Origin of the sequence: Micromonospora coxensis, assembly GCF_900090295.1 — a bacterium.
Lineage (GTDB): Bacteria > Actinomycetota > Actinomycetes > Mycobacteriales > Micromonosporaceae > Micromonospora > Micromonospora coxensis.
Genome location: NZ_LT607753.1, coordinates 6,227,925 through 6,248,567 on the forward strand (window position 1 = coordinate 6,227,925; position 20,643 = coordinate 6,248,567).

General features: G+C 74.7%; 1 protein-coding gene and 1 pseudogene. Both read left to right on the forward strand.

Annotated elements, in window-relative coordinates; all coding sequences use genetic code 11:
* Positions 1-89: 89 nt before the first annotated feature.
* Positions 90-5,699: a type I polyketide synthase gene (locus GA0070614_RS28345; RefSeq protein ID WP_197701357.1), complete on the forward strand. Its 5,610-nt coding sequence runs from the start codon at positions 90-92 to the stop codon at positions 5,697-5,699.
* Between the two features lie 49 nt (positions 5,700-5,748).
* Positions 5,749-20,445: pseudogene (locus tag GA0070614_RS28350) on the forward strand (type I polyketide synthase); the annotation flags it as partial.
* Positions 20,446-20,643 lie beyond the last annotated feature (198 nt).

The window sequence follows — 20,643 nt, forward strand, 5'->3', positions numbered from 1 at the left end:
AGGAAATCACCGATCTGGCTTGAGGAATTCGCGCATTCGTACCGTCGCCTACGTCAGGTCTCCGCCGGCCACCGCGATGGGTCAGGTTGATGGACACCGAAGAGAAGCTCCGGGAGTATCTGAAGAGGGTCACCACCGACCTGCGGCGGACCCGGCAACGGCTGCGCGACGTCGAGGACGAGGCCCGACAGCCGATCGCCATCGTCGGGATGGCCTGCCGCTTCCCCGGCGGGGTCAGCTCGCCCGAGGCGCTGTGGGACCTCGTCGCCGCCTCCGGTGACGCGGTCGGCGGCTTCCCCACCGACCGGGGCTGGGACCTCACCGACCTGTACGACCCGACCGGGGAACGCGCCGGCACCTCCTGCGTCCGCGAGGGCGGCTTCGTCCACGACGCCGCCGACTTCGATCCCCGGTTCTTCGGCATCTCACCGCGCGAGGCGCTGGCCATGGACCCGCAGCAGCGGCTGCTGCTGGAGGTGTCCTGGGAGGCGTTCGAGTCGGCCGGGGTGGACCCGACCGGCCTGAAGGGTGGCCGGGTGGGCGTCTTCGCCGGCCTCACCCACGGCGGCTACGCCGCCGGCGCCACCGACGTGCCCGACGGCGCCGTCGACTACCTCGGCCTCGGCAACGCCGGCAGCATCAGCTCCGGCCGGGTGGCGTACGCGTTCGGCTTCGAGGGGCCGGCGGTCACCGTGGACACGGCGTGCTCGTCGTCGCTTGTGGCGTTGCACCTGGCGGTGCAGTCGCTGCGGTCGGGGGAGTCCGACCTCGCCCTGGCCGGGGGTGTCACGGTGATGCCGACCCCGGCCGTCTTCGTCGACTTCACCCGGCAGGGCAACCTGTCGATGTCGGCCCGCTGCAAGGCGTTCGCCGACGCCGCCGACGGCACCGCCCTGGCCGAGGGTGTGGGCGTGCTGCTCGTGCAGCGGCTCTCCGACGCCCGGCGCGACGGCCGGCGGATCCTGGCCGTGGTGCGCGGCACGGCGGTGAACCAGGACGGCGCGTCGAACGGGTTGACCGCCCCGAACGGCCCGTCGCAGCAGCGGGTGATCCGTCAGGCCCTCGCCTCGGCGCGGTTGTCGTCGGTGGACGTGGACGTGGTGGAGGCGCACGGCACCGGCACGACGTTGGGCGATCCGATCGAGGCGCAGGCGCTGCTCGCCACGTACGGGCAGGACCGGCCGGCCGACCGGCCGCTGTGGCTCGGCTCGGTCAAGTCGAACATCGGGCACACCCAGGCGGCGGCGGGCGTCGCCGGTGTGATCAAGATGGTGCAGGCGATGCGGCACGGTGTGGTGCCGGCGACGCTGCACGTGGACGCCCCGTCGTCGAAGGTGGACTGGTCGGCGGGTGCGGTGGCGTTGGTGACCGAGGCGCGGGGTTGGCCGGTGGTGGATCGGCCGCGTCGGGCGGCGGTGTCGTCGTTCGGGATCTCGGGCACCAACGCCCACGTCATCATCGAACAGCCCGAGCCCGAGCCCGATTCGGATTTGCCGACGCAGCACGATCCGGCCGCCGCGCAGCCGGCATCGAGCGCCGCGCAGCCGGCAACGGGCGCCGACCTGCCGGTGGTGCCGTGGCTGGTGTCGGCGCGGTCGGTCGAGGGCCTTGCCGGGCAGGCGGCCCGGCTGGCCGCGCTCGCCCGCCGGGAGCCCGCCACGTCGCCTGTGGAGATCGGCTGGACCCTGGCCACCGCCCGCGCCGCCCTCGACCATCGGGCCGTGCTCCTCGCCACCGACCGCGACGGTCTCCTCGCCCTGACGGACGCCCTCGCCGACGGCGCTCCCGAGCAGGTCACCCCGTCGAGCCCCGCGGCGACCCTCGTCACCGGTCAGGTGTCGACGGGCCGCCGGGCGATCCTGTTCACCGGTCAGGGTGCGCAGCGTGCGGGTATGGGTCGTCAGTTGTACGCCCGGTTCCCGGTGTACGCGGATGCGTTCGATCGGGTGTGCGCCCTGTTCGAGGGTCGGCTGGACCATGCGTTGCGGGAGGTGGTGTTCGCCGAGCCCGGCACTGACCTGGCGGGTCTGTTGGATCAGACGGTGTTCACCCAGGCGGGGTTGTTCGCGGTGGAGGTGGCGCTGTTCGAACTGCTGTCCTCGTTCGGGGTGAGCGCCGATTATCTGGTGGGGCATTCGATCGGTGAGGTGGCGGCCGCGCATGTGGCGGGGGTGTTGTCGCTGGAGGATGCCTGCGCGTTGGTGGCGGCGCGCGGTTCGTTGATGCAGGCCCTGCCCGCCGGTGGCGGGATGCTGGCGGTGGCCGCGAGCGAGACCGAGATTCGCGAGGTCATCGGCACCGATACCGGCGCTGCAGGCGATGTGGACGTTGCGGCGGTGAACGGCCCCCGGTCGGTCGTGCTGTCCGGCCCAGCCGTCGAGCTGGACCGGGTTGCGCGGTTGTGTGGTGAGCGGGGTTGGCGGGTCAAGCGCCTGTCGGTCAGTCACGCCTTCCACTCGAGCCTGATGGAGCCGATGCTGGAGCAGTTCCGCACGGTCCTGGCCGGCCTGGACTGGCACGCGCCGAAGCTGCCGATCGTGTCGAACCTGACCGGCCGGATCGCCGATCCGGCAGAGATCGCCGGGCCGGACTACTGGGTCCGGCACGTGCGTCAGGCGGTCCGTTTCGGCGACGCGGTGGCCACCCTGCACCAGGCCGGGGTCACCACGTTCCTGGAAGTCGGCCCCGACGCCACGTTGACGACGATGGCGGCCGACACCCCCACCGACCGTCCCACCCACCACATCGCCGCCCTGCGCCGCGACCAACCGGAGACCAGCAGCCTGGTCACCGCCCTGGCCCGCCTGCACGTCACCGGGACCCCCGTCGACTGGACGCCCTGGTTCACCCACACCGGCCACCAGCCCCGCACCGTCGACCTGCCCACCTACGCCTTCCAGCGGCAGCGGTACTGGCTCGACGCCGGCCCGTCCGGCGCCGACGCCTCCGGCCTCGGCGTGCGGGCAACCACCCACCCCCTGCTCGACGCCGAACTGGTCACCGCCACCGACGACGTCCGCGTCCACGGCGGCCGGCTCTCCGTACGGACCCGGCCCTGGCTCGCCGACCACGTGGTGTGGGGATCGGTGGTCGTACCGGGGGCGGCACTGGTGGAGATGGCGCTGCACGCCGGCGCGCAGGCCGCCTGCGACACGCTGGAGGAGCTGACCCTCGCCGCCCCGCTGGTCCTGCCCGAACAGGGTGCCTGCGCGGTGCAACTCGTCCTCGGCGCCGCCGACGAGCACGGCCGCCGCCAGGTCAGCGTCCACTCCCGGCCCGCCGACGACCCGCACGCCGACTGGACCCGGCACGCCGAGGGCGTGCTCGCGCCCGGCGCGGCCGAGCCGGCGGAGCCGCTGACCACGTGGCCGCCACCCGGCGCCACCGCCGTGCCGGTCGCGCCGATCTACGAGCAGCTGCACCGGCTCGGTGTCGACCACGGGCCCACCTTCCGCGGCCTGCGTGCCGCGTGGCGTACCGACGACGCCGTCTACGCGGAGGTCGCGCTGCCCGACGGCGTCGCCGCCGCCGGATTCGGTCTGCACCCGGCGCTGCTGGACGCGGCGCTGCACGTCGTCGGCCTCACCGACGACACCGACGACACCGACGACGCCACGGCCCGACTTCCGTTCGCCTGGTCGGGCGTCGCGCTCACCGCCGTCGGCGCGACCCTGCTGCGGGTACGGGTCACCCGGGCCGCCTCGGCGGTGTCACTGACCCTCGCCGACGGGACCGGCGCACCCGTCGCCCGCGTCGACTCGCTCGTCTCCCGGCCGGTGAGCGCCGAGCAGCTCGACGCCACCGACCCGACCGACCTGCCCCTGTTCGACCTGCGCTGGTCCCCGCTGCCGCTGCCGCCGCGACCGGCGAGCGGGATCGTGGCGCTCGACGCCGCCGCCGGCCTGGCCGCCACCGCGCTGCCCGGCGGGCTCCCCGCGCTCGCCGACGCCCTCGACACCGGCCGGCACGATCCCCGGCTGGTGCTGCTCGCCGCCGGCGACCCCCCGACCGGGGACCCCCTCGACGCGACCCGCACCCGTCTCACCGAGACCCTGACCGCCGTACGGGAGTGGTTGGCCGACGACCGGTTCGCCGACCGGCGGCTCGTGGTGCTCACCCGCGGCGCGGTCCCCGCCGACGCCACGGGCGAGGTGACCGACCTGCCCGGCGCCGCCGTCTGGGGCCTGGTCCGCTCGGCGCAACTGGAGCACCCCGGCCGGTTCGTGCTGGTCGACCTCGACGGCGAGGTCGACGCCGACCTGCTCGGCCGCGCCCTCGCCGGCGACGAACCGCAGCTCGCCCTGCGCGCCGGCCGGCTGCTCGTACCCCGGCTCGCGCCGGCCGAGCCGGACCCGACGGGCGCGGTCGACCTGCTCCCCGACGGCACCGTGCTGGTCACCGGCGCCACCGGCGCCCTCGGCGGCCTCGTCGCCCGCCACCTGGTCACCGTGCACAAGGTCCGGCACCTGCTCCTGGTCGGTCGGCGCGGCGGCGACGCGCCCGGCGCGGCCGACCTGCTCGCCGAGCTGACCCGCCTCGGCGCGCAGGCCCGCTTCGTCGCCTGCGACGTGGCCGATCGTGACCAGGTCGCCGCGCTGCTGGCCGCCGTCCCCACCGACCACCCGCTCACCGGGGTGGTGCACGCCGCCGGTGTCCTCGACGACGCGACCGTCACCGCGCTGACCGCCGAGCGCATCGCCGCCGTGCTGCGCCCCAAGGCCGACGCCGCCTGGCACCTGCACGACCTCACCCGGCACCTGCACCTGCCGATGTTCGTGCTCTTCTCCTCGATCGCCGGTCCGCTCGGCGGCCCCGGACAGGGCAACTACGCGGCGGCCAACGCGTTCCTCGACGGGCTCGCCCACCAGCGGCGCGCCGCCGGGCTCGCCGCCACCAGCCTGGCCTGGGGCCTGTGGGAGCAGGACAGCGGGATGACCCGCGACCTGGGCGCCGGCCGCCGGGAACGGATGGCCCGCCAGGGCATCGCCCCGCTCGGCACCGGCCAGGCGCTGGCCCTCTTCGACGCCAGCCGGCGCAGCAGGCAGCCGCTGCTGCTGCCCGTCCGGCTCGACCTGGCCGCGCTGCGTACCCTCACCAGCGTCGACCACCTCCCGGCGCCGCTGCGCGGCCTGGCCGGTGTCCGCACCCGGCGGGCCGCCGCCGGCGCGGCGCCGGGCGGCGGGTGGCGGGACCGGCTCGCCGCCGCGTCCGACGAGGACCGCCGGCGGCTGGTCGAAGAGCTGGTCACCGGCCAGGTGGCGGACGTGCTCGGGTACGCCTCGGCGGCGGCCGTCGGCGCCGGGCAGTCCTTCACCGAGCTGGGCTTCGACTCCCTGACCGCCGTGGACCTGCGCAACCGGCTGACCACCCTGACCGGCCTGTCGCTGCCGGCCACCCTGGTCTTCGACCACCCCACCCCGGAGACGCTCACCGGGTACCTGATGTCCCGGCTCGGTCCCGGCCGGTCCGCCCCGGACGTCCTCGACGAGCTGGCCCGGCTGGAGGCGGCGTTCGCGGCGGAGACCCTCGCCGAGCTGACCGCCGACGAGGAGACCCGGGCGGCGCTCACCGCGCGGCTCCGGGCGCTGCTCACCCGCCTCGACGGCGACGCCGCCGCCCCGGGAGTCGCCCAGGCCCTCGACGAGGCCAGCGACGACGAACTCTTCGACTTCATCGACAGCACGTTCGGTCGTTCCTGACCGTCGTACCGCCCCGGCTTGCCGACCAACGCGACAGGTGAATACCCCGATGGCGAACGAAGCCAAGCTCCGCGAGTACCTCAAGCGCGTCACCGCCGACCTGCACGAGACCAGCGAACGCCTCAAGGCCGTCGACGCCAAGAGCCACGAGCCGATCGCGATCGTCGGGATGAGCTGCCGCTACCCGGGCGGGGTCCGCTCACCCGAGCAGCTGTGGGATCTCGTCGCTGCCGCCACCGACGGCGTCACCGGCTTCCCCACCGACCGGGGCTGGGACACCGACGGGGCGTACGACCCGACGGGGGAGCGCCGGGGCAGCACGTACGCCCGCGAGGGCGGGTTCCTGCACGACGCCGGGGACTTCGACCCGGACCTGTTCAAGATCTCGCCGTACGAGGCGCTGGCCATGGACCCGCAGCAGCGGCTCATGCTGGAGGCGTCCTGGGAGGCGATCGAGGACGCCCGGATCGACCCGCTCACCCTGCGCGGGCAGAAGGTCGGCGTGTTCGCCGGCATGATGTACCACAACTACGCCGCCGGGCTCGGCGAGATCCCGGCGACCCTGGACGGCTTCATCGGCGGCGGCACCGCCAGCAGCGTGCTCTCCGGCCGGGTGGCGTACACCTTCGGCTTCGAGGGGCCGGCGCTCACCGTGGACACCGCGTGCTCGTCGTCACTGGTGGCGTTGCACCTGGCGGTGCAGTCGCTGCGCTCCGGCGAGTGCACTCTCGCGCTGGCCGGCGGTGTCACCGTGATGACCACCCTGGAGACGTTCGTCGACTTCAGCCGCCAGCGTGGGCTCGCCCCCGACGGGCGGTGCAAGTCGTTCGCCGAGGGCGCCGACGGGACCGGCTGGTCCGAGGGCGTCGGCGTGCTCCTGGTGGAGCGGTTGTCCGACGCCCGACGGCTCGGGCACCGGGTGTTGGCGGTGGTGCGCGGTTCGGCGGTGAACCAGGACGGCGCGTCGAACGGGTTGACCGCGCCGAACGGTCCGTCGCAGCAGCGGGTGATCCGGCAGGCGCTCGCGTCGGCGCGGTTGTCGTCGGTGGACGTGGACGTGGTGGAGGCGCACGGCACCGGCACCACCCTCGGTGACCCGATCGAGGCGCAGGCGTTGCTGGCGACGTACGGGCAGGGTCGGGACGGGCTCGAGCCGCTGTTGTTGGGGTCGGTGAAGTCGAATCTGGGTCATACCCAGGCGGCGGCGGGTGTTGCCGGGGTGATCAAGATGGTGCTGGCGATGCGGCACGGTGTGGTGCCGGCGACGCTGCACGTGGACGCGCCGTCGTCGAAGGTGGACTGGTCCGCCGGTGCGGTGGCGTTGGTGACCGAGGCGCGGGGTTGGCCGGTGGTGGATCGGCTGCGTCGGGCGGCGGTGTCGTCGTTCGGTATTTCCGGCACCAACGCCCACGTCATCCTCGAACAGCCCGAGCCCGAGCCCGAGCCCGAGCCCGAGCCCGAGCCCGAGCCCGAGCCGCAGGCGCAGCCGGATTCGGCTGTCGCGCCGCCGGCGTCGGGCGCCGGGCAGCGCGGCACGGGCACCGGGCAGCGGGACGCCTCCGGCCGGCCGCTGCCGGCCGTCGCGGTGCCGGCGGGTGACGTGTCCGGCCGGCAGCGGGATGCGGGCGCCGATCTGCCGGTGGTGCCGTGGCTGGTGTCGGCGCGGTCCGGTCCGGCCCTGGCCGGGCAGGCGGCCCGGTTGGCCGAGTTCACGCGCGAGCGCGATGACCTGTCCCTGGTGGACATCGGTTGGTCCCTGGCCACCTCGCGGGCCGCCCTGGAACACCGGGCGGTCCTGCTCGCGGCGGACCGGGACGGCCTGCGCGCGGGCCTGTCCGCCCTCGCGGAGGGCACGGCCGCGCCCGGCCTCGTCACCGGCGAAGTCACCCCGGGCCGCCGGGCGATCCTGTTCACCGGTCAGGGTGCGCAGCGTGCGGGCATGGGTCGGCAGTTGTACGACCGGTTCCCGGTGTACGCGGACGCCTTCGACCGGGTGTGTGCGCTGTTCGAAGGCCGGCTCGATCACTCCTTGCGGGAGGTGGTGTTCGCCGAGCCGGGCAGTGAGCTGGCGGCCTTGCTGGGTCAGACGGTGTTCACCCAGGCCGGGTTGTTCGCGGTGGAGGTGGCGCTGTTCGAGCTGCTGTCGTCGTGGGGCGTGCGGGTTGATTACCTTGCCGGGCATTCGATCGGTGAGGTGGTTGCCGCTCATGTGGCGGGGGTGTTGTCGTTGGAGGATGCCTGTGCGTTGGTGGCGGCGCGGGGTTCGTTGATGCAGGCGCTGCCTACGGGTGGCGGGATGCTGGCGGTCGGCGCGAGTGAGGCCGAGATCCGCGAGGTCATCGGCACTGCCACCGGCACCGGCAGCGGGGCTGCCGCTGACGGCAGTGGCAGCGTCAGTGTGGTCGATCATGGCAGCGCGGCCATCGCCGACATCGCGGGCACTGCCACCGGTGACACCGGCGGGAGCGGCGGCGCGGCCGGCATCGCTGCCGGTGTCGCTGCCGGTGTCGCTGCCGGTGTCGGCGGTGCCGGTGTCGGCGGTGCTGTCGACGTTGCGGCGGTGAACGGCCCCCGGTCGGTCGTGCTGTCCGGGCCGGTGGCGGAGCTGGACCGGGTCGGGCTGGTGTGTGGTGAGCGGGGTTGGCGGGTCAAGCGCCTGTCGGTCAGTCACGCCTTCCACTCCCGCCTGATGGAGCCGATGCTCGAGCAGTTCCGCACCGTCCTGGCCGGCCTGGACTGGCACGCGCCGAAGCTGCCGATCGTGTCGAACCTGACCGGCCAGATCGCCGACCCAGCAGACATCGCCGGGCCGGACTACTGGGTCCGGCACGTGCGTCAGGCGGTCCGTTTCGGCGACGCCGTGGCCACCCTGCACCAGGCCGGGGTCACCACCTTCCTGGAAGTCGGCCCCGACGCCACGTTGACGGCGATGGCGGCCGACACCCCCACCGACCGCCCCACCCACCACATCGCCGCCCTGCGCCGCGACCAACCGGAGACCACCAGCCTGGTCGCCGCCCTGGCCCGCCTGCACGTCACCGGCACCCCCGTCGACTGGACGCCCTGGTTCACCCACACCGGCCACCGACCTTGCACCGTCGACCTGCCCACCTACGCCTTCCACCACCGGCGCTACTGGCTGGAGGCCCGTACCCGCGCCCACGGCGACGGCGGCGGCGCACCCGACGACGACACGTTCTGGCAGGTCATCGAGGACCAGGACGTCGAAGCCCTCGCCACCGCCCTCGCCGTCGACCCGGACGCCCCGCTCGACGCGGTGCTGCCCGCCCTGTCGGCGTGGCGACGCCGTCGCGACGCCGAGTCGACCCTCGACTCGTGGCGGTACCGGGTCACCTGGCAGGCGCTCCCCGACAGCCACCGGCAGGACGTCGACGACCTCCTGCTCGTCCTACCCGCCGACCCGGCCGGGACCGCCGGGCAGTGGGCGGCAGCGCTCGCCGGGCCCGGCGTACGGGTGCTGCCGGTGGCCGCCGACCGGGACCGCAGCGGCCTGGCCCGCGACCTCGTCGAGGCGTACGCCGACGGGCAGGAGCGCCCCGGGACCGTCCTGTCGCTGCTGGGGCTCACGCCCGGGGCGCACCCCGACGCCGCCGCCGTGCCGGCCGGCCTCGCCGGCACCGTCACCCTCACCCAGGCCCTCGGTGACGCCGGGATCCCCGCCCGACTCTGGATCGCCACCCGGGGCGCGGTCTGCGTCGACCCCCGCGACCAGCCCGTCGACCCCGACCAGGCTGCGCTCTGGGGCTTCGGTGGCGTCGTGCGCGCCGAGCACCCGCACCGATTCGGTGGCCTCGTCGACCTGCCGGCGACCGCCGACCCACGCGGCGTACGGCTGCTGCGCCGGCTGCTCGGCGGCGAGCACGTCGAGGACCAGCTCGCGCTGCGCGCCACCGGCCCGTACGCCCGGCGGCTGGTCCGCGCCGGCCAGCCGGCGGGCCCGGGTCGCGGCTGGACCCCCCGCGGCACCGCACTCGTCACCGGCGGGACCGGCGCCCTCGGCGGTCACGTCGCCCGCGCCCTCGCCGCAGCCGGCGTGGCGCACCTGCTGCTGGTCAGCCGGCGCGGCCCCGACGCGCCCGGCGCCACCGCCCTCGCCGAGGAGCTGACCGCGCTCGGCGCCCGGGTCACCGTCGCCGCCTGCGACGTGGCCGACCGCGACGCCCTGTGCGACCTGCTGGCGACCGTCCCCGCCGACCTGCCGCTCACCACCGTCGTGCACACCGCGGCGGCGCTCGACGACGCCGTCGTCGACAGCCTCACCGTCGCCCAGATGTCCACCGCCCTACGCGCGAAGGTCACCGCGGCCGGCAACCTCGACGCGCTGACCCGCGAGCACGACCTGTCGGCGTTCGTGCTGTTCTCGTCGCTGGCCGGCACCATGGGCGGCCCCGGGCAGGCCAACTACGCCCCCGGCAACGCCTGGCTCGACGCCCTCGCCGCCCGCCGCCGCGCCGAAGGGCTGCCCGCCACCTCGATCGCCTGGGGCCTGTGGGCCGGCGGCGGAGTCAGCGCCGGCGACTTCGAACGCCGGATGGCGCGCACCGGCATCGGCGCGATGGACCCCGCGACCGCCGTCCGCGCGCTCACCCGGGCCCTCGAGGACGACGAGACCCACCTCGTGGTCGCCGCCGTCGACTGGGACCGGGTGGCCGCCCACGCCGGCGCCCGCCGTCCCGACCCGCTGCTGCGGGACCTGCTGACCGCGCCGCAGGTCACCGACGCCGCCACCGCCGACCGGGCCACCGGCGGCAGCGCCCTGCGGCAGCGTCTCGCCGGACTCACCGAGGCCGACCAGCTCGCCGCCCTGCGCGACCTGGTGCGCACCGAGGTCGCCGCGGTGCTCGGGCACGGCAGCGCCGACCAGGTGCCGGCCGCACGGGCGTTCCGGGACCTCGGCTTCACCTCCCTCGCGGCCGTCGAACTGCGCAACCGGCTCGACGTGGCCACCGGGCTCACCCTGCCCGCCACGCTCGCCTTCGACCACCCCGACCCCACCGCCCTGGCGGCCCACCTGCGCACCGCACTGCTCGGTGGGGCGGCGCTGCCCGCGACCCGGACCTCGACGGTACGGCCCGCCGACGACGACCCGATCGTCATCGTCGGCATGGGTTGCCGGTTCCCCGCCGGGGCCGGATCACCGGCGCGGTTCTGGCGGCTGCTCGCCGACGGCGTCGACGCGATGACCGACTTCCCGACCGACCGGCACTGGGACCTGGCCGCGCTGCACCACCCCGACCCGGACCACCCCGGCGCGTCGTCGGTGACGCAGGGGGCGTTCCTCGACGACGCCGGGGCGTTCGACGCGGAGTTCTTCGGCATCTCCCCCCGCGAGGCGGTCGCCATGGACCCGCAGCAGCGGCTGCTGCTGGAGGTGTCCTGGGCGGCGATCGAGGACGCCCGGATCGACCCGCTCTCCCTGCGCGGCAGCCGCGTTGGCGTCTTCGCCGGCACCAACGGCCAGGACTTCGACAACCTCATCCGGTACGGCGGGGAACACCTCGCCGGCTACGGCGCCACCGGCGCCTCGGCGAGCGTGCTGTCGGGGCGGGTGGCGTACTCGTTCGGGTTCGAGGGGCCGGCGGTCACCGTGGACACGGCGTGTTCGTCGTCGCTGGTGGCGTTGCACCTGGCGGCGCAGTCGCTGCGGGCCGGGGAGTGCGACCTCGCCCTCGCCGGCGGTGTGACGGTCATGGCCACCCCCGGGGCGTTCGTCGAGTTCTCCCGGCAGCGCGGGCTCTCCACCGACGGGCGCTGCCGCTCGTTCGCCGACTCCGCCGACGGCACGGGTTGGGGCGAGGGCGTCGGGGTGTTGCTGGTGCAGCGCCTGTCCGACGCCCGGCGGGACAACCGCCGGGTCCTGGCGGTGCTGCGCGGCAGCGCGGTCAACCAGGACGGCGCGTCCAACGGCCTGACCGCGCCGAACGGGCCGGCGCAGCAGCGGGTGATCCGGCAGGCCCTGGCGAACGCCGGGTTGAGCACCGCCGACGTGGACGCGGTCGAGGCGCACGGCACCGGCACCACGTTGGGCGATCCGATCGAGGCGCAGGCCCTGCTCGCCACCTACGGGCAGGGTCGGGACGGGCACGAGCCGCTGCTGGTCGGGTCGGTCAAGTCGAACATCGGCCACACCCAGGCCGCGGCGGGTGTCGCCGGGATGATCAAGATGATGCTGGCGATGCGGCACGGTGTGGTGCCGGCGACGCTGCACGTGGACGCCCCGTCGTCGAAGGTGGACTGGTCCGCCGGTGCGGTCGCGCTGGTGACCGAGGCGCGGCAGTGGCCGACGGTGGACCGACCCCGGCGGGCGGCGGTGTCGTCGTTCGGCATCTCCGGCACCAACGCCCACGTCATCCTCGAACAGCCCGAGCCAGAGCCGGAGTCACCGCCGGCGTCGGGTGACGCGCAGCCGGGTACGAGCGTCGACCTGCCGGTGGTGCCGTGGTTGGTGTCGGCGCGCTCGGGTCCGGCTCTGGCCGGGCAGGCGGCCCGGTTGGCGGAGTACGCGCGTGTCCGCGACGACCTGTCCCTGGTGGATGTGGGCTGGTCCCTGGCCACGTCTCGGGCGGCCCTGGAACACCGGGCGGTGGTGCTGGGCGCCACGGCCGACGACCTGCGTGGGGGACTGGCCGCGCTGGCCGACGGTGGATCCGCACCCGGGGTGGTAACCGGGCAGGTGTCCTCGGGTCGTCGGGCGATCCTGTTCACCGGTCAGGGTGCGCAGCGTGCGGGTATGGGTCGGGAGTTGTATGCCCGGTTCCCGGTGTACGCGGACGTGTTCGACCGGGTGTGTGCGCTGTTCGAGGGTCGGTTGGATCATCCGTTGCGGGAGGTGGTGTTCGCCGATCCGGGTAGTGAGCTGGCGGCCTTGCTGGGTCAGACGGTGTTCACCCAGGCGGGGTTGTTCGCGGTGGAGGTGGCGCTGTTCGAGTTGCTCTCCTCCTGGGGGATGCGGGTCGATTACCTTGCCGGGCATTCGATCGGTGAGGTGGTTGCCGCTCATGTGGCGGGGGTGTTGTCGCTGGAGGATGCCTGTGCGTTGGTGGCGGCGCGGGGTTCGTTGATGCAGGCGCTGCCGTCTGGTGGCGGGATGCTGGCGGTCGGCGCGAGTGAGGCCGAGGTCCGCGAGGTCATCGGCACTGCCACCGGCAGCGGGGCTGCCGCTGACGGCAGTGGCAGCGTCAGTGTGGTCGATCATGGCAGCGCGGCCATCGCCGACATCGCGGGCACTGCCACCGGTGACACCGGCGAGAGCGGCGGCCCGGCCGGCATCGCTGCCGGTGTCGGCGGTGCCGGTGTCGGCGGTGCTGTGGACGTTGCGGCGGTGAACGGCCCCCGGTCGGTCGTGCTGTCCGGGCCGGTGGCCGAGCTGGACCGGGTTGCGCGGGTGTGTGGTGAGCGGGGTTGGCGGGTCAAGCGCCTGTCAGTCAGTCACGCCTTCCACTCCCGGCTGATGGAGCCGATGCTGGAGCAGTTCCGCACGATCCTGACCGGCCTCGACTGGCACGCCCCGAAGCTGCCGATCGTGTCCAACCTGACCGGCCAGATCGCCGACCCGACGGACATCGCCGGGCCGGACTACTGGGTCCGGCACGTGCGAGAAGCGGTCCGCTTCGCCGACGCGGTCGCCACCCTGCACCAGGCCGGGGTCACCACCTTCCTCGAAGTCGGCCCCGACGCCACCCTCACGGCGATGGCTGCCGACACCCCCACCGACCGTCCCACCCACCACATCGCCGCCCTGCGCCGCGACCAACCGGAGACCACCAGCCTGGTCACCGCCCTGGCCCGCCTGCACGTCACCGGCACCCCGGTGGACTGGACGCCCTGGTTCACCCACACCGGCCACCAGCCCCGCACCGTCGACCTGCCCACCTACGCCTTCCAGCGGACCTGGTACTGGCCGGAGGCGACCACGACCGGGAGCGGGAGCGCCGGCACCGACGGCGAACTCGACCAGCGGTTCTGGGCGGCGGTGGAGCAGGAGGACCTGGCCGGGTTGGGGGAGGAGTTCCAGCTGGCGGCCGATCAGCCGTTGAGTGCGTTGCTGCCGACGCTGGCGCGGTGGCGGCGGGCGGGACGGCGACGTGCCACCGCCGACTCCTGGCGCCACCGCGTCGAGTGGCGGCCTGCTCCCTCCGTACCCGAGCAGGGGTTGGCCGGGAGGTGGCTGGTCCTGGCGCTGCCCGATCAGGCCGACCACCCGCTCGTCGGTGGCCTGGCCGCGCACGGCGCCGACGTCGTGCCGGTGGTCCTCGACCCGGCGGCGACCCGCCGGGACGACCTGGCCGCGCGGCTGCGCGCCACCCTGCTCCACCTCGGCGAGGTCGCCGGGGTGGTGTCGTTGCTGTCGTTGTCCGGCGTGGGTGTCGGTGGGGTGTTGGCGGCGGTGCAGGCGCTGGGTGCGTCCGACCTGGGTGGTCGGGTGTGGTGGGTGACGCGGGGTGCGGTGTCGGTGGGCCGCTCGGACGCGGTGGTGGATCCGGTCGGGGCGGCCGGCTGGGGCCTCGTGAGGGTGGCGGCGTTGGAGGATCCGCGTCGTTGGGGTGGTCTGGTGGATCTGCCGGAGGTGCTCGACGCGCGGGCGGTGCGGCGGGTGTGTGGGGTGTTGGCTTCCGGGGTCGAGGATCAGGTGGCGGTGCGGTCGTCGGGGGTGTTCGTCCGGCGTCTGGTGCGGGCCGTCGATGACGTGGTGCGGCGTGAGTTCCGGCTGTCGGGCACGGTGCTGGTGACCGGTGGCACGGGTGCGCTCGGCTCCCGGGTGGCGGAGTGGGCGGTGGCGTCTGGGGCCGGTCATGTGGTGTTGACCAGCCGGCAGGGTGAGCGGGCGCCGGGTGCGGCGGAGCTGGCCGAGCGGCTGCGCGCCGCCGGGGCGCGGGTGACCGTGGCCGCGTGCGACGTGGCCGACCGGGCCGCGCTCGCCGCGCTGCTGGACGACCTCCAGCGCGAGCCCGTGCGTGCCGTCTTCCACGCCGCCGGCGCACCCCAGTTCACCCCGCTGCCCGACATCACACCGGACGAGCTGCGCGACGTCCTCCGCGCGAAGGTCGACGGCGCGGCGAACCTCGACGCCCTGCTGCCCGACGGACTCGACGCGTTCGTGGTGTTCTCGTCCATCGCCGGAGTGTGGGGCTCCGCCGGCCAGGCCGGCTACGCCGCCGCCAACGCGTACGCCGACGCACTGGTCGCCCGGCGGCGCGCCCGCGGCGCGCCCGGCACGTCGATCGCCTGGGGACCCTGGGCCGGCGCCGGCATGGCCGTGCAGGGCGAGGCACAGGAACAGCTCGCCCGCCGGGGCCTGCCCGCGATGGACCCCGACCTGGCGGTCACCGCCCTGCACGCCGCCCTCGACCGGGACGACACGGCCGTGGTCGTCGCCGACGTCACCTGGGACCGGTTCGCCGCCTCCTTCACCGCCCTGCGCCCCAGCCCGCTGCTCGACGAGATCCCCGAGGCCCGGCCCGCACCCACCGGCGACCTCACCGACGGCGGGCAGACCGGCCGCCGACTCGCCGGCATGACCCCCGCCGAGCAGGACGCGTACCTGCTCGACCTCGTCCGCGCCCAGGCCGCCGCCGTGCTCGGCCACGCCACACCCGACGCCGTGCCGGCCGACCGGGCGTTCCAGCGGCAGGGTTTCGACTCGCTCACCGCCGTCGAACTGCGCAACCGGCTCACCGCCGAGACGGGGCTCGCCCTGCCCAGCACCCTTGTCTTCGACCATCCCACGCCGCTGGCCCTGGCCGACCACCTGCGCGCCGAACTGACCGGCGCGCCGGCCGGCCCCCAGGAGCAGGAGCGGGTCGCCCCGGTCGGCGACGACCCGATCGTCATCGTCGGCATGGCCTGCCGGCTGCCCGGCGGCGTCGACACCACCGACCAGCTGTGGGACCTGCTCGCCACCGGCCGGGACGGCATCTCCGACTTCCCGCTCGACCGAGGCTGGGACACCTTCCTCGACGGCCGGCTCTCCGACACGTCGTTCCCCCGCCAGGGTGGCTTCGTCTACGACGCCGGCGCGTTCGACGCCGAGTTCTTCGGGATCTCCCCCCGCGAGGCCCTGGCCATGGACCCGCAGCAACGCCTCCTGCTCGAAGTCTCCTGGGAGGCCGTCGAGTCGTCCGGGACGGACCCGTCGCGGCTGAAGGGGGAGCGGGTCGGCGTCTTCGCGGGCGCCGGCTTCCAGGGGTACGCCTCGACGGCCATGGGTCGGGACCAGGAGGTCGGCGGTCACCTGCTCACCGGCAACGCCACCAGCGTGCTGTCGGGGCGGGTGGCGTACTCGTTCGGGTTCGAGGGGCCGGCGGTCACCGTGGACACGGCGTGCTCGTCGTCGCTGGTGGCGTTGCACCTGGCGGCGCAGTCGCTGCGTGCCGGGGAGTGTGACCTCGCCCTCGCCGGTGGCGTCACCGTGATGGCGTCCCCGGCCACCTTCGTCGAGTTCCAGCGCCAGGGCGGCCTCTCCGCCGACGGGCGCTGCCGTTCGTTCGCCGAATCCGCCGCCGGCACCGGCTGGGGCGAGGGCGTCGGCATGCTCCTCGTCGAGCGCCTCTCCGACGCCCGGCGCAACGGTCACCGGGTCCTGGCCGTACTGCGCGGCTCGGCGGTCAACTCCGACGGCGCGTCCAACGGCCTCACCGCCCCGAACGGGCCGGCGCAGCAGCGGGTGATCCGGCAGGCCCTGGCGAACGCCGGGTTGAGCACCGCCGACGTGGACGCGGTCGAGGCGCACGGCACCGGCACCACGTTGGGCGATCCGATCGAGGCGCAGGCCCTGCTCGCCACCTACGGGCAGGGCCGGGAGGACCGCGAACCGCTCCTGCTCGGCTCGATCAAGTCGAACATCGGCCACACCCAGGCGGCGGCCGGTGTGGCCGGGGTGATCAAGATGGTGCTCGCGATGCGGCACGGCCTGGTGCCGGCGACCCTGCACGTGGACGCCCCGTCGTCGAAGGTGGACTGGACCTCCGGTGCGGTCGCGCTGGTGACCGAGGCGCGGCAGTGGCCGACGGTGGACCGACCCCGGCGGGCGGCGGTGTCGTCGTTCGGCATCTCCGGCACCAACGCCCACGTCATCCTCGAACAGCCCGAGCCGGAGTCGCAGGCGCAGCCGGATTCGGCTGTCGCGCAGCCGTCGTCGGGTGTCGTGCAGCGTGGCACGGGCACCGGGCAGCGGGACGCCAACGGGCGGGCGGTGCCGGCGGGGGAGGTGTCCGGCCGGCAGCGGGATGTGGATGCCGACCTGCCGGTGGTGCCGTGGCTGGTGTCGGCGCGCTCGGGGCCGGCTCTGGCCGGGCAGGCGGTCCGGTTGGCCGACTTCACGCGCGAGCGCGATGACCTGTCCCTGGTGGACGTCGGTTGGTCCCTGGCCACCTCCCGGGCGGCCCTCGAACACCGGGCGGTGGTGCTGGGCGTCACGGCCGACGACCTGCGCGCGGGCCTGTCCGCCCTCGCGGAGGGCACGGCCGCGCCCGGCCTCGTCACCGGCGAAGTCACCCCGGGCCGCCGGGCGATCCTGTTCACCGGTCAGGGTGCGCAGCGTGCGGGCATGGGTCGGGAGTTGTACGACCGGTTCCCGGTGTACGCGGACGTGTTCGACCGGGTGTGTGCCCTGTTCGAAGGCCGGCTCGATCACTCCTTGCGGGAGGTGGTGTTCGCCGAGCCGGGTAGTGAGCTGTCGGCCTTGCTGGGTCAGACGGTGTTCACCCAGGCCGGGTTGTTCGCGGTGGAGGTGGCGCTGTTCGAGCTGCTCTCCTCCTGGGGCGTGCGGGTCGATTACCTTGCCGGGCATTCGATCGGTGAGGTGGTTGCCGCTCATGTGGCGGGGGTGTTGTCGCTGGAGGATGCCTGCGCGTTGGTGGCGGCCCGGGGTTCGTTGATGCAGGCCCTACCGTCTGGTGGCGGGATGCTGGCGGTCGGCGCGAGCGAGGCCGAGATCGGTGAGATCATCGGCACCGCACCTGACGCCGAGGCCGGTACCGGCCTCGGCAGCGGGGCTGCCGTTGATGGCAGTGGTGTGGACGTTGCGGCGGTGAACGGTCCCCGGTCGGTCGTGCTGTCCGGCCCGGTGGCGGAGCTGGACCGGGTCGGGCGGTTGTGTGGTGAGCGGGGTTGGCGGGTCAAGCGCCTGTCAGTCAGCCACGCCTTCCACTCCCGCCTCATGGAGCCCATGCTCGACCAGTTCCGCACGGTCCTGGCCGGCCTGGACTGGCACGCGCCGAAGCTGCCGATCGTGTCCAACCTGACCGGCCAGATCGCCGACCCGACGGACATCGCCGGGCCGGACTACTGGGTCCGGCACGTCCGTCAGGCGGTCCGTTTCGGCGACGCGGTGGCCACCCTGCACCAGGCCGGGGTCACCACGTTCCTGGAAGTCGGCCCCGACGCCACGTTGACCGCGATGGCTGCCGACACCCCCACCGACCGCCCCACCCACCACATCGCCGCCCTACGCCGCGACCAGCCGGAGACCACCAGCCTGGTCACCGCCCTGGCCCGCCTGCACGTCACCGGCACCCCGGTGGACTGGACGCCCTGGTTCACCCACACCGGCCACCAGCCCCCCACCGTCGACCTGCCCACCTACGCCTTCCAGCACCAGCGGTACTGGCTGCACGACAGCCCGCCGACCGCCACGCCGGACCGCACCGGCGGCTCAGGGACCGACGAGCGGTTCTGGGCGGCGGTGGAGCAGGAGGACCTGGCCGGGTTGGGGGAGGAGTTCCAGCTGGCGGCCGATCAGCCGTTGAGTGCGTTGCTGCCGACGCTGGCGCGGTGGCGGCGGGCGGGACGGCGACGCGCCACCGCCGACTCCTGGCGCTACCGGATCGACTGGCGGGCCGTACCCGATGTCGAACCGGCGATGTCGGGGACCTGGCTGCTGCTGGTGCCGTACACCGGCGTGGACGACCCGCTGCTCACGGCCGTGACCGACGGTCTGACGGCGGCCGGCGCGCAGGTCCGGCCGGTGCTGCTCGACGGCCCGGCCGACCGGGAACTGGTGGCGAAGGCGCTGCGCGACGTCGGCGAGGTCGCCGGGGTGGTGTCGTTGCTGTCGTTGTCCGGCGTGGGTGTCGGTGGGGTGTTGGCGGCGGTGCAGGCGCTGGGTGCGTCCGACCTGGGTGGTCGGGTGTGGTGGGTGACCCGGGGTGCGGTGTCGGTGGGCCGCTCGGACGCGGTGGTGGATCCGGTCGGGGCGGCCGGCTGGGGCCTCGTGAGGGTGGCGGCGTTGGAGGATCCGCGTCGTTGGGGTGGCTTGGTGGATCTGCCGGAGGTGCTCGACGCGCGGGCGGTGCGGCGGGTGTGTGGGGTGTTGGCCTCCGGGGTCGAGGATCAGGTGGCGGTGCGGTCGTCGGGGGTGTTCGTCCGGCGTCTGGTGCGGGCCGTCGATGACGTGGTGCGGCGTGAGTTCCGGCTGTCGGGCACGGTGCTGGTGACCGGTGGCACGGGTGCGCTCGGCTCCCGGGTGGCGGAGTGGGCGGTGGCGTCTGGGGCCGGTCATGTGGTGTTGACCAGCCGGCAGGGCGAGCAGGCCCCCGGAGCGGTGGAACTGGCCGAGCGGCTGCGCGCGGCCGGGGCCGAGGTGACCGTGGCCGCGTGCGACGTGGCCGACCGGACCGCGCTCGCCGCGCTACTGGACGACCTCCAAGGCGAACCGGTCCGCGCCGTGGTGCACGCGGCCGGGGCGGCGCACTCCACCCCGCTGACCGAACTGGGCGCCGACGAACTGGCCCACGTCCTGCGGGCCAAGGTGGACGGCGCGGCCAACCTCGACGCCCTGCTCCCCGACGGGCTGGACGCGTTCGTGGTGTTCTCGTCCATCGCCGGAGTGTGGGGCTCCGCCGGCCAGGCCGGCTACGCCGCCGCCAACGCGTACCTCGACGCGCTGGTCGCCCGGCGGCGCGCCCGTGGTCTCGCCGGCACCGCCGTGGCGTGGGGACCCTGGGCCGGCGCCGGCATGGCACACGGTGAGCAGCAGGAACAGCTAGCCCGTCGAGGCCTGCCCGCGATGGACCCCGACCTGGCGGTCACCGCCCTGCACGCCGCCCTCGACCGGGACGACACGGCCGTGGTCGTCGCCGACGTCACCTGGGACCGGTTCGCCGCCTCCTTCACCGCCCTGCGCCCCAGCCCGCTGCTCGACGAGATCCCCGAGGCCGGCACGGCCGAACCGCCGCAGCCGCCGGCGCCGGACGGGGGCGCGCCGCAGGCGCTGCGCGACCGGCTCGCCGCCGCCGGCGAGGCCGAACGCGACCGCATCCTCCTCGACCTGGTACGCGGCACCGCCGCCACCGTGCTCGGCCACCGCACCCCGACCGCGATCCGGGCCGGCCGGGGCTTCCTGGAACTCGGCTTCGACTCGCTCACCGCCGTCGAACTGCGTAACCGGCTCGCCACCGAGACCGGGCTGACCCTGCCCACCACCCTCGTCTTCGACCACCCGACGCCCACGGCGCTCGCCGCGCACCTGCGGGCCGAACTGACCCCCCACGGGTCGGCCACCCCGGTCGTCGCCGAGATCGACCGGCTCGACCAGCTCCTGCGCGACGTCCCCGGTGAGCGGCGCGGCGACGCGGAGATCACCCGCCGGCTGGAGGACCTGCTCACCCGGTGGCGCGGCGGCGACAGCCCGCCCGCACCGGCCACCGTCGAGTCGGCCGCCGACCTGGCCGCCGCCACCTCCGACGACATCTTCGACATCATCCAGCGGGAGTTCGGCAAGTCGTGACCACCGTCCGCCCCCGGGCGGGTGTCGCCGTCCCCGACCGGCGCCGCGGCACCCGCCCCAGGGCCTGTGTCGACGTCGCCGCATGGGCCCGCCGCAGGCCGGCCGGGGACGTCGACACCGGCCCTAGGGGTGTGCCGTGTCCATCTAGGGGTGTGCCGCCACCGGCGGGCCTCCATAGGGTCGGAGCCCGTCAGGTGG